This window comes from Arhodomonas aquaeolei DSM 8974 (genome assembly GCF_000374645.1).
GTDB lineage: Bacteria > Pseudomonadota > Gammaproteobacteria > Nitrococcales > Nitrococcaceae > Arhodomonas > Arhodomonas aquaeolei.
In genome coordinates this window covers 1-12,086 of record NZ_KB894825.1, presented here as the reverse complement: position 1 = coordinate 12,086, position 12,086 = coordinate 1, and the positions used below count along the sequence as shown (strand labels likewise).

Annotated in this window: 6 protein-coding genes; 3 read left to right on the top strand and 3 right to left on the bottom strand. The window is 67.9% G+C overall.

The window, feature by feature from the left end; translation table 11 throughout:
* Positions 1–109 precede the first annotated feature (109 nt).
* Both C516_RS0116950 and C516_RS0116945 read left to right on the top strand, forming a co-directional pair.
* Positions 110–1,123 carry a sensor domain-containing diguanylate cyclase gene (locus C516_RS0116950; protein ID WP_018719613.1) on the top strand — a complete coding sequence of 338 codons (1,014 nt, stop codon included), beginning with the start codon at positions 110–112 and terminating at the stop codon, positions 1,121–1,123.
* 383 nt (positions 1,124–1,506) lie between these two features.
* Positions 1,507–2,538, top strand: a complete 1,032-nt coding sequence (locus C516_RS0116945) for an Ldh family oxidoreductase (RefSeq protein ID WP_018719612.1) — start codon at positions 1,507–1,509, stop codon at positions 2,536–2,538.
* Positions 2,539–2,930: 392 nt separating this feature from the next.
* Here C516_RS0116945 and C516_RS0116940 read toward each other — a convergent pair whose 3' ends face one another.
* Positions 2,931–5,822, bottom strand: coding sequence for a WG repeat-containing protein (locus C516_RS0116940; protein WP_018719611.1), 2,892 nt, complete (start codon positions 5,820–5,822; stop codon positions 2,931–2,933).
* Positions 5,819–8,605, bottom strand: coding sequence for a WG repeat-containing protein (locus tag C516_RS0116935; protein ID WP_018719610.1), 2,787 nt, complete (start codon positions 8,603–8,605; stop codon positions 5,819–5,821). The genes C516_RS0116940 and C516_RS0116935 overlap by 4 nt, the downstream gene beginning before the upstream one ends.
* A 702-nt stretch (positions 8,606–9,307) precedes the next feature.
* Here C516_RS0116935 and C516_RS0116930 point away from each other — a divergent pair.
* On the top strand, positions 9,308–10,207 hold the full coding sequence (locus C516_RS0116930) for a DMT family transporter (RefSeq protein WP_018719609.1): 900 nt from the start codon (positions 9,308–9,310) through the stop codon (positions 10,205–10,207).
* A 154-nt stretch (positions 10,208–10,361) separates the two neighbouring features.
* Here C516_RS0116930 and C516_RS0116925 read toward each other — a convergent pair whose 3' ends face one another.
* Positions 10,362–11,606, bottom strand: a complete 1,245-nt coding sequence (locus tag C516_RS0116925) for a hypothetical protein (protein WP_018719608.1) — start codon at positions 11,604–11,606, stop codon at positions 10,362–10,364.
* Positions 11,607–12,086: the final 480 nt, after the last annotated feature.

The following is a 12,086-nucleotide window of genomic DNA, read 5'->3' as shown; positions in this document are numbered from 1 at the left end:
ACACAAGGCAGTTCCGCTGCGACCGCGACGACGCTCACTCGATCAGGGACCTGATGTATCCTCAGCCCAACACCAACACGTGCGGCACATTCGGAACAGGGTCTTGCATATGGCGGAGACGCCCATCGATCGCCTTCTGCAGCTCAGGCAACCCGGGGACGCCTCGCTGTTCCAGGCTGTCTGGGAGAATTTCCCGGAAAACATGTTCCTCATCCGAGTGATGGAGGCCACCGACGACTTCGTGATCGAGGCGATCAATCCGGCGGAAGCCACCACGCTCGGTGCCTGGTGCGAAGGCAAATCGCTTCGCGAGTTCCTGCCCGATGCGACCGCCGAGCGGGTCATCGGCAACTACCGGGAGTGCCTGGAACGCGCGGAGCCGATCCGCTACGAGGAGAGCGACGTCACCTATTTCGATCCGTCCGGCGTACAGCGCAACGGGAGCTGGCTGACGTTGCTGGTGCCGCTGCGTGACGGCGCCGGCCGGATCAGCCATCTCTTCGGCATCTCGCAGAACATCACGCAGCTGCGCCTCGCGCATCAGGAACTGGAGCGCCAGAACCAGGCACTGGAAGCCCGCGTGGAAGAGCGTACCGCCGAGCTTCGGCAGGCCATCGACCGCCTGAACACGCTGAACTCGGAGCTGGAGCACCTTGCGACCCGCGACCACCTTACCGGCGCGCACAACCGGCGCAGTCTCGAGCTACTCGTCGAGCACGAACTCCAGAACGCCAGACGCCACAATCATCCGCTGACGCTCCTTATGGTGGATCTGGACGACTTCAAAACGGTCAACGACAAGCAGGGTCACACCGCCGGCGATGAACGCCTCAGGCAGGTGACCACCACCCTGCGCAGCCACCTTCGCCAGGTCGATCTGCTCGGCCGTTACGGTGGCGACGAGTTCATCGTGGCGCTGCCCGGTACGGATACCGGCGACGCCGGGCACGTCGCCGAGCGCATCCGCAACGCGGTCGAGCGGGAATGCGGCGTCACCGTCAGCATCGGCGTGACAGGGTCATCGAAAGCGGACTCCCGGCTGCATGACCTCACCGAACGGGCCGACGAGTCGCTTCTGCAGGCCAAACGCTCCGGCCGCAACCAGGTGATATCGCTCGACTGACCAGCCCTGGCAGTGTCACGAGGCGACGGGGCCCCGCCGCCGCGGCCCATTCCCGGTGATGGAGATCGATCACGGAGGAGCGCGAGTGCGATCGTCGTCAGCCCTGTGCCCGCAGGGCGGTAACCTGGGCCGCGAAGAGATGGCGGTAGCGTCTGTCGAGCAGTGGTCCGGAAAGCATGGTGACCGATGTCCCGGCTGGAATAGCCGTCAGCGCGAACGGCGTGAGCATTCGGCACAGGATCCCACGTCGCCGCCACCCGTTTCCAACGCGCCGTTGACGAGGCCTCCGGCGTGACACTCAGGGATGTGTGCTTGTGCCTTGCCACTACAGCGGGCACATTAGATTGGATAAAATATCCAATTAACCCTGAAGGAGACCCCTGATGGACGGGCAACAGGTGACCTCGATTCCGGAGCTGACCGCCAGGGTCGAGGCGATCTTTCGCGGCGCAGGCTTCAGCGCCGATCACGCCGACGCATTGAGCCGTGTGCTGGTGGCTGGCGAACGCGACGGCTGCAAATCGCACGGCATCTACCGCGTCGAGGGCTGCCTGCGCACGCTCAAGCGGGGCAAGGTAGTAGCGGACGCGGTGCCCGTCGTCTCCGCCGACGACAGCGCCATCGTCCGCGTGAATGCCGCGGGCGGCTTCTCCAACGCCGCCTTCGAGGCCGGACTGCCGAAGCTCGTGGAGCGGACACGCACGCTGGGCGTCGCCGCGATGGTCATCAACGACTGCACCCACTTCGCCGCCCTCTGGCCCGAGATCGAGGCGATCACCGAACACGGTCTCGCCGCGCTGGCGATGTGCCCGAGCTATGCGACCGTCGCCCCGGTCGGCGGACGTGAGCCGCTGCTGGGCACGAACCCCCTGGCATTCGGGTGGCCGCGGCGCGGCCATCCCTTCGTCTTCGACTTCGCTACCAGCGTGGCGGCCCGCGGCGAGATAGAGCTGCGCCGCCGCGCCGGCGAGACGCTCCCGGCTGGCTGGGCGCTCGGGCCGGACGGCAGTCCCACCGATAACCCGGAGGAGGCCCTCGCCGGGGCCATGCTGCCCTTCGGCGGTCACAAGGGCTCGGCGATCTCGACCATGATCGAGCTGCTGGCCGGCGCGATGATCGGCGATCTCACCAGCCGGGAGGCCCTGGACTGGCTGGGCGACACCTCGCTCTCTCCGAGCCACGGCGAGCTGATCCTGGCCTTCGACCCGGCACGCTTCGCCGCGGGCCGCGAGGGCTCGCCGGAGGCCCGGGCGGAGATGCTGTTCGACGCGATCGTCGGACAGGGCGCCCGCCTCCCCTCCCAGCGGCGTTTCGCGGCACGCGAGACCGCCGAGACGGACGGGATCGTGCTGACGGCCGAGGAAGACGCCCAGCTCGAACGCCTGGAGCGGGAGGGGCTTGCCGCGGTGCGCTGATGCGCCGGGGACACCACCGGTGCCCCTCGGCGCGCCTCCGCCGTAGGTCGGCCGCTCCTGGCAGCCGACAGTGCCGGTGCCGCAAGGCCGGATGTTGGCTGCCGTAAGCAGCCAACCTACTCGCCCGAATTTCTCGAGCGGGAGGGGGCTGCCGCGGTGCGCTGATGCGCCGGGGACACCACCGGTGCCCCTCGGCGCGCCTCCGCCGTAGGTCGGCCGCTCCTGGCAGCCGACAGTGCCGGTGCCGCAAGGCCGGATGTTGGCTGCCGTAAGCAGTCAACCTACTCGCCCGAATTTCTGGAGCGGACGGCGGCGGGCACCGCGGGGCCCCGCCGGCTCACGGCACGGCCCCGGCACACGGTATGCGCCGGGGCCGTTACCATTGCATTGGATCAGTGCCGGCAGCGCTGGGGCAGACGCTCCGGCCAGACACGCTCGTTGTCGGGGCCGTAAAGCACCCTGACGCCGCATTCACTCGCCACTCGGGCGATGGGCCGGCCCTGGCGGTCGATCATCATCGCGCTGCGCTCCGTCGTGGCGATGGCGCGCCCGTCCTGGAAAGGCGTTACCAGATCGTAGACCGGCGGTATGACGTACCGTCCGTCCCCGTCGACGAAGCCGTAACGGCCGCCGCTGGCCGCGTAGGCCAGGCCATTGTCGGCGGGCAGCCCGAGGTCCGTATAGCGTCCCGGGATCTCCCGGCGTTCCCCCGAGGCGTCTACCCAGAACCCGTCCTGACCATCGGTTCGGCTCACCAGCGCGGTATCGCCACGAAATACGCCGGCCTTGCCGTCAACGATGAGGGTGATCTCGCCGCTCGGATCGGCGTATTTCGTTTTCGTCACCCCGTCCTCGTACACACGCCCTATGATGCGGGACGCAGCGGTCGGCCAGCGCCATTCGCCGTCCGGCAGGGTCGCCACGACCCTACCTTTGGCATCGAGGATCTCTGCCCTTTCGCCGGTTGAACGCAACGCCCGTTGCGGATCGGCGTGGAAGACACTGCCCGTGCCGGGTTCGAGGGCAACGGCCCATTCGAGATCGTCGCCGAGATAGCCGATGGAGGGGCGACGCCGCAGCCTCAGCAAGTCGCCCATGACGGTGAACGTCGCCTCGTGGCCATCGAGAAGCACCTCCCCGGACGGACTCAGCAACTTGTGGACACCGACCGGACCGTGTGCCCGGACCTCGACACTGCGGTTGTCGAGCACCGTCGCGGAAAGCAGACCTTCCGTATAGGGAACGATCGTCTCGCCGTCGGCGTCGACCAGCGCTCGGGGGATGTCCTCGAACGGGTCGCTCCCACGGCGCCGCTGAACGATCCACAGCTGGCCGTTGACCGGCTCAACCGCGGCATACGCCGGCGCCAGCACCCACTCGCCGGCCCTGTCGATCACACCGGTCTTCCCTTCCGGCGAGACCGCCGTGGCCTGACCGTCGTGAAAATCCCCCACGTCCTGGAACCGGGGTTTGGTGATCGGTTGCTGCGAGGTGAGGTCGTAGAGACTGAACAGCGCCTCCGCCGCGGCGCTCCTGCGATAACGCATGATTCCGGGGGCGACCACCGACATGCCGAAGCCGTTGGGTATGTCGAAGAGCTGCCCCGAGCGGTCCACGACCCGGGTCACGCCATCTCCGTACACCAGGGCATTGCCGTGGTGGAAGTCGTCGATATGCTCCTGCTCCGCGGCGAGGACGACCGAACCCTGCCCGTCGAGGATGCCGACGCCTTCGTCGGTGTGAAACGCGAAGCGCCGCCCACGCACGGGCCCGCGGATATCGAGCGACTCGACCTTTTGCCAGTCTTCGTGGAATTCGAGCTGGCCGTCGGACATCAACATGCCGGCACCGGGCCCGCAGTGGCAGTACCGGCTCTCGCTGATCAACGCAATCGCGGCCGGATTGTCCCCGGCCCCGCCCTCCGCCGTTTCCAGGGGCTCGATATGGTGGTTGCCGAGGCGTTTGCGCGTGGCCTCGTCGAGCAGGGGACGCCCGTGCGGATCGACGATCTGGATTAGCGCCTTGTCCCGGTCGCGGAACCACGTCCACGCGCCGTGACGCTCGGCGTAGGCGATCTGCCCGAACCAGTCGCGGCCGTCCTTGCTGTCCTCGCCGGTGAGATAGGTGCCGGATCCGAGAATCACGCCCGCCAGCGTCTCGCCGTCGAACACCACCAACAGGCCGGCGGAACGAACCGGTTTGGGAGTGAGCCCGGAGGCGAGCACGACCGGCTCGTCGAACGCCGGTCCGATGACCTTCGTGCTGTCGCCCCCCGAATCGACCAGGAAGGAACCCATTGCCCTGACGCGACTGTCAGCCTCCCCACCGAATTCGGCGATTCGTTCGCCCTGGAGATCGAAGACGGCATTACGGCCGTCAGGCCACGTAACGCGCCAGAAATCGTCCCTACGCCGCACGGCTGCGCCGTCCTTCCCCACAGCGCTGCCATCCTGGCGAATCAGTGCATCGCCCTCGGGACCGCCCGCAGCCAAGGCCGCCGCCCCGGACTCCGACGGCGCGCTGATATCCCTGTAATCCGGTTTGATCTGCCATTCCAGATCCCGGTCGATGAGTCCGTACCGGCGATCGCGGCGTGCGATGAACAGCCCCGCCGACCCGAACGGCTCGACCAGGGTGATCCCCTCGGGTACGGCGAGCGTCTCTCCATCGGCGTTCTCGTAGGTGGCTCCGTACTCGACCTCGACCCGCACGGGGGTACCGTCGCCGACACGGATTTGGTTCACATGATCGTGCAACTCGACGTTGAGGGCTGCCCCCGAACGGTCGATGAGCACCCACTCGCCGTCACGGACAGCGGCCGCGATACCGTTATCCCGGAAAGCCCGAACGTCCTCGAACTGTGGTTCGATGGCCCATTCGCCCCGGCGATCGATATAGCCCCACTGCTCGCCGTCGTAGGCGCCGGCCAGTCCGCCGTGGAAATCGGTGACATCCTCGAACCGCGGCGGGATTGCCAGTGCGCCCGCTGTATCGATGAATCCCCAGCGATACTCGGCGAAGCCGTCGACGGCGGCGACATCGTCGATATCGACCCCCTCGGCGGGCAGCCGCAGCGCGGCCAGGCCCTCGTGCAGCTCGTAGAGGCAGGTGCTGCCGCGGTTCCGGCGGTAGGCAATCAGCTGGTAGTCACCGAATGGCTGCACGTATTTCGACGTAAGGCAGCGATCCGTGTCCCGGGCCACCGCACCTGCGGGCATCACGGCCGCCACGGTGGCGGCAATCGAGAGCGGTACCAGGCAGTGGAGCGTTCCCTGTTTCCTCACGAGGTGCCTTCCTTGTTCTGCGAACCGTCATCCTTCCGGGGATCCTCTGCGAGACAGGGGAACGTGGCCTCGTCGAGCTCCGTCGGCCAGATCACTTCGTCCTCGGGATCGGTGACCACGATCCGGTTGCAGAGGACACCGAAACCGACCGTTTTCCGGCCCTGGGGATCGATGAAGAACAGACCGCCCTCCTTACCGGAAACCAGCGCCCGCGACTCGCTGAAGGTCGACACCCGCTTGTAGGCCGCGGGGATGGCGATCCCGCCGTCCCGGCTGATGAAGCCGATAAGTTCGCCCGATATCTTTCGGCGCTGGAACGCCGCCCGGTCCCCGCGCATGGCACCCAGTTTGGTGAAATAGGCACCGGTGACCTTCTCGCCCTGCGCGTTCATGAACCCGTAGAGATCCGAGCCGTCCTCCCGCCAGGCGACCAGGCCGTTCGCCCCGGAGGCCGTATCGAAGGCACGCTGCCCCGGAATCCGCGTCAGCTCGTCGCCTTCGGCGTTGACCAGCGCCGTCGCGTCGTCCCCCTCCAGGTTCAGGGCATAGCGCCTCATCCCGGGGACGGGCGTCAGGTTGTCGTCCGCCCGGACGTTCCCTTCGTCGTCCACCACGACGGTCTCCCGGCCGTCATAGACCCGTGCCTGCATCAGCGGTGGCACGAAGTCCAGCGAGGCCGCGTAGACCGGTTCGACCCGCCACTCCCCGTCGCTGTCGAGGGCGCCGTCGCCGTCCTCGAAGAGCGTGAGCGCTAGCGTCCCGTTGCTCTCGAAACGCTTGACCCGGCCCTCGGCGATGGCGAGCGCGTCACCCGTGCGATCGATGAGCCAGACACCACCATTGATGGGCTGGACCAGGAAACGCTGCGGCCCCACGACTTCCGCAGACTCGAACAGTAGCCCGGTGATCGGTTCGCCGGCCTCGGTCGAGACGAGCTGGTAATGCCGGTCACTACGGGGGTCGCCCTCAACGGCGCGGCGTTTGATCTCGTAGATCCCCGGGGCGATACGCTCCGGCGGCGAACGGTCGTCGTGCAGCGGCTCGACGACCCATTCGCCCTGCCGGTCGATGATCCCCCAACGATCATCGCCGGCATCGGTTCGCACCGCGGCAGGCGCGTAGCCGTCCACGAACCCGGATATGGACGTGAACTTGGGCTGGGCCGCTACCGCGCCTTCGGTCACGCTCCAGAGCCCCCATCGGGCGCCGCCCTGCGACGAGCGCTCGCTGAACTCGAGCAGACCACCGTTGAACCCGTGGTTGTGCTCGAAGATATGGGGACGCAGCGGATAGCGATTGCCGTCCCGGTCGAGGATCACCACACGCCCGCCGGCGGTGGACTGTGCCAGGGTATAGACATCGGAGAACGCCACCATGTCGGCATAATCGGGCGGGATCACCCAGTCCCCGCTGGCATCGATGGCACCGATCCGGCCACCCCGGGTTTTAACCAGCGCCGGCGCGAGCACGTCATCGGTATCCGTGAACGTGTCCCAGTCTTCATTGCTGACGATGCGCCCGTCGGCGCTCAGGACCGCCAACGGCTGCCCGCCATCGCGCGGTCTCAGCGCGGCGAGGGGGAGAGACCGGTCGGTATCGCCCTCCTCCACATCCGCCGGCAGCGTGAACAGATCGACCCGGTAATCCTTCAGGCGCTGCCGGGTTTCCTCGTCAATGACGGACTCGCCCGCGAGGTCCCGGATGTCCATGACATCGCGTGTCTCGTCATAGAGCCAGAGTATGCCGTCGCGAAAATAAAGCGTTTTGAGCCCGGGTGCGGCTACGCGAACCGTCTCGCCGTTGCGGCGGGCGATGACGACGGCATCCTCGAGTTCGTATACGGCGAATCCGTCACGTTCAACGTAGGGCGAGGCATAGCGCTCGAGCGTCTCGATCTCGTTGCCGGCCGCGTCCACCAGCCACCGTTCGCCGTCGTCATCTTCAGCGACCCAGGTACCGGTAAGCACCGGCTTGAATGTGCGATAGTTACGTTCACCAAGCAGCCGGCCCTGGTTGTCGTACAGCCGCCACGTCTCGTCGCCCCTGATCGCCGTCAGCTCGCCATCGGTCACCGGCTCGGCCGTTGCGTCCAGCATCTCCGGGGAGAGACGCCACCCGCCCCGGGCATCGTACAGTCCCCAGCGCACCCGCTCCGGCGACAGCCTGACCAGAACGGCGAGTGCCTCCGGTGCATCAGCGCTGACGGACACGGAGAGCGTGTCCCCGGGCAACGTCACCGCCCCGCCGTTCGTGGCGCGCCAGACCTTCGGCGGCACCGGCACCCTGACCGGAAACAGCGCCATTTCGGCCTGACGGAACGGCGCCCGATAGAACGCACCGTCCGGCAGGCGTCTGATAGTCGCGCCGGTACGGTCGATGAGCGTGAAACGGCCCTCCACCCTGACCATCGCCGCACCGCCGGCGCCGAACGGGTTGGCATCCTCGAACTGCGGCGGAATGACCCATTCGCCCCGGACGTCGATGTATCCCCATTCGCCGTCGCGGGAGACAGCGGCCAGGCCGTTGGCGAAATCCGTCGCATCGTCGAACCGCGGCTCGATCACCATCGAGCCGGACTTGTCGATGTAGCCGATGGTCGGCCGCCGCGCACCGAGGTCTCCGATCGGTGCGCGCGCCAGTCCCTCGTGGAAGGTCCCGAAACAGCTCAGGCGATCGCTCTGCCAGTTGCACAGGGTGGGCCAGTGGACGATCGCGGACTGCGCGACGCAAGAGAGAACGGCGGCAAACGCACCGATCAGGGATGCCGAAATAACACGAGACATTGTTCTTCCCTGAAAGCGATATCCGATATGCGTGAGGCCATTGCACCGGCGCGCTCCAGGGGCGAACACGCTGCATGGGGCCATGCCTCGGGAATGCATCGCGGGGAGGATACACGGGGCACGGTCCCGCATGCCATACACCGGCGTTACCGGCGCGTCGCCGGCCATCACCGCAACGGAAGACCCACGCACAATGGCCGGCGCACATACCGCGTCTGGGACCGCCCCGTCCGTTACGCCCACCGTCTGCAACGTGGTCCGCTGCAGGTCGGCTGCACAGGGCAGCCGGCATTCTCCCCAAATGTGTGCTGGACCGGTCATGCAGTGGCGACCGCCGCAGGCCCGGAACGTATTGCCAGCCAGGAGCCGCCAACGTAAGGGACGGCATGACCGCCCGGCCGGGCGTGTAGCTGACCCCGGCAGCTCGCGCGCCCGCCACGCGCGATATCCCGCGGGCGCCCCCGGCAAGGATGTGACACACGGCCGACGGCCGCGCACGACCGACCACCATGGCACCCACCCCCCCCCATCCCGTAGGTCGTGCACCGACAGGTGTGCGACGTCTCCGCGGCGTCGCGAGCGCAGGAACGTCGCGTGCCCGCGGCCGAAGGCTGCACATTCCGGTAGGTCACGCGCCGCAGCCAATACCGGGCAATTCGCCCGATGCTAAGGTAGGGCGCCAATCCCCACCCTCTTAGCTGGATGCGCAACGACCACAACACCACCCTGGCCACGCTATTCGTCGTCGGTACCGGATGCCTGTGGGGCTTCTACTGGCTGCCGGTGCGGCGGCTCTCCGAGCTCGGCCTGTCGGGCGCCTGGGGCACGCTGGCGATCGTCGCTGTGGCCGCCCTCCTGCTGCTACCGTTCGCCGTGCGAACCTCGCACCAATCCGTACCGTCCAGCCGCGCGGCCCTGGTGTGGGTTGCCCTGGGCGGTTTCGCCTTCGTCCTCTACTCGGCCGGCCTGGTCTACGGACGCGTGGCCATCGTGGTCCTGCTGTTCTTCCTCACGCCGGTCTGGAGCACCCTGATCGGCCGCTACGTCATGGGCTGGCCGACACCATGGCCGCGCCTCGTCGCCATCGTCGTGGGTCTGGCCGGACTAGCCCTCGTGCTGGGTGCAGACGGTGCCGTCCCGCTCCCGCACGGCCTCGGCGACTGGCTCGGGCTGACCTCCGGGCTGCTCTGGGCCATCGCCACCACGGGGATCCGCTCCCGCCCGGCGGTGGCACCGGGCAAGTCTGCCTTCGTCTTCGCCCTCGGCGCCTGTATCGGTGCCGCCGTTCTCGCACCGGCCCTTGCGCCCCTGCCGCGACTGTCGGCGAGCGCCGCGGCCCCCGCGCTCGGCTGGGCCCTCGTCACCGGCGGCATCTGGTGGGGGCTGTCGATGGCCTGCCTGATGTGGGCGGCGGCCCGGCTGGAGCCCGCCCGGGTGGGCATCCTGCTGATGTCGGAGGTGCTGGTCGGCCTGATCTCGGCGGCGCTGATCGCCGGCGAGCTGCTGGGGGCGCAGGAGATCGCCGGTGGCGCCCTGGTGCTGTGCGCGGGTGTGCTGGAGGTCTGGCCGGTACGACGCAGTCGCGCCGACAACACGCCGTGATCGCCGCCCTACGGCTCGTACGGGCGATACGGGGCGACAGACCCATTTGCGAAGGGCATATGGAGCCCTTTATATCCAGTGCCTTGCAGGCTATTCCCGACGCACTGCGACACGCATGCCGCAGCGCGTTTCCTGCCGGCAAATCGCCTCGGAGCTAGTGCACTGCCGGAAACAGCGTCGCCGTGCCGGTAACGACCTCACCGTCGGCATCCGCCGGGATGTCCTGCGGTGCACCGACGACGACGGCACCCTGGCCGGCCGCAACGGCGGAGCCGAACTCGTCATAGGTGTCCGGCGCCGACGGCGACAGCCGGGTGCTCAGGCGCCACCCGTCGTCGCCCGGAGCAAACGTCCAGATGGCACCGCTGTCCCGCCCGGGCTCGTCGACACGCGGCGCGCCCACCACCGCCACATCCCCCGTCAGCGCGACCGCGTGCCCGAACTGGTCGCGATCCGCCGGTTCCGGTGCGGTCAGCTTCGCGATCTCGCTCCAGCCTTCACCCGTGCGCCCGAAGACGTACGCGGCCCCCTCGTCGCTGCCGTCGAGATCGGCAAAGCGTGCACCGACCAGCGCCCGGTCACCGGCCAGCGCCACGGCGTCACCGAAGCCGTCGCCACCGCCGCCGTCCGACGGCGTCAGCCTTGCGGCCTGCTCCCAGCCGCTATCCCGGCGCTCGAAGACGTAGGCGCTGCCCGTCGTCTCCTTCGCCGGCACGTCACCGCTGGCCCCCACCAGGATACGGTCGCCGTCCACGGCGACGGCGGAACCGAAGCGCTCCCCGGCGGACTTCGGCGTCAGGGACGCGGTTTTCGTCCAGCCGCCCTCCCCGCGTTCGTAGACCAGTACCACGCCCGAGTCCTCGCCGACGACGTCCGCCCCCGGGGCACCGATGGCCGCGACACCACCATCCAGGGCCACGGCAACGCCGGCCATGTCGTTCTTCCCGACCGTATCGCGCCGCAGCTTCGCGACCGGGGTCCACGCCCCGCCTTTGCGTTCGAAGAGATACGCTGCCCCCTCGTTAAGCTCGGAGAGCACCACGCCCGGCGCCCCGACAAGGACCGTGTCGCCACTGACCGCGACAGACGCGCCGAACCCGTCCGCGAGCTCGCCGTCGGACGCCTGGAGCATCGCGGCCGGCGCAATGCCACCCCCGGTGCGGTCGAACAGGTAGACCGCGCCGACGTCGTCCCGCTCAAGGTCCGTCGAGGACGCACCCACCGCGACCCGGCCGTCGTCGATGGCGACGGTGGTACCGAACACGTCACCATCCACGGCCTGCCGGGCGACAAACGTAACGGGCGACGCGGCCCCGGCACCGAACGACACCGTGATCAGCGCGGCGAACAGGACACGGCACAGGGGGCTCGCGGGAATGCAACGGTCTTTAAAGGGCATGACGTCTCCGAACAAGCAAGGGGTGAGTTTACGTTTCTAGACCCCCGGCCTTACCGGGCCCTTACTCTTGCAAGCACCACAACGGGTAGAAGCGGCGCTAGCGCTGCGTTGCCGACACTCCGGCAATGAGTCCGGCATTCGGTCCGCCCCCCTTTGCCCATACGCGTTCGCTCGGCTGCCCCGAGGGATCACCCGGACAGAGTAGTGTGCGGAATTATGTGCACAAGCTAGAGCGAGGTGAGCGGCCATGGTATTCGGGTTGGTTGACCGACCACCTGAATCCCCTTGGGAGGGCGAAGCCATGGCCACTCACACTCGAAAGGCTACTGCGAGCGGCGAGGCGCTGGAAGCATTACTTGGCGAGGATCGGGATCTGCTGCGGGCGCTGGTGCACGAGACGGTGCAGCAGGCGCTGGAGGCGCAGATGCAGGAGTGTCTCAAGGCCGCGCCTGGCGAGCGTACCGAGGCGCGCGAGGGCTA

Bases quoted from the DNA above. Each gene is read 5' to 3' on its own strand.
- C516_RS0116950 (WP_018719613.1), top strand. From the start codon at position 110: ATGGCGGAGACGCCCATCGATCGCCTTCTGCAGCTCAGGCAACCCGGG.
- C516_RS0116945 (WP_018719612.1), top strand. From the start codon at position 1,507: ATGGACGGGCAACAGGTGACCTCGATTCCGGAGCTGACCGCCAGGGTC.
- C516_RS0116935 (WP_018719610.1), bottom strand. From the start codon at position 8,605: ATGTCTCGTGTTATTTCGGCATCCCTGATCGGTGCGTTTGCCGCCGTT.
- C516_RS0116930 (WP_018719609.1), top strand. From the start codon at position 9,308: ATGCGCAACGACCACAACACCACCCTGGCCACGCTATTCGTCGTCGGT.
- C516_RS0116925 (WP_018719608.1), bottom strand. From the start codon at position 11,606: ATGCCCTTTAAAGACCGTTGCATTCCCGCGAGCCCCCTGTGCCGTGTC.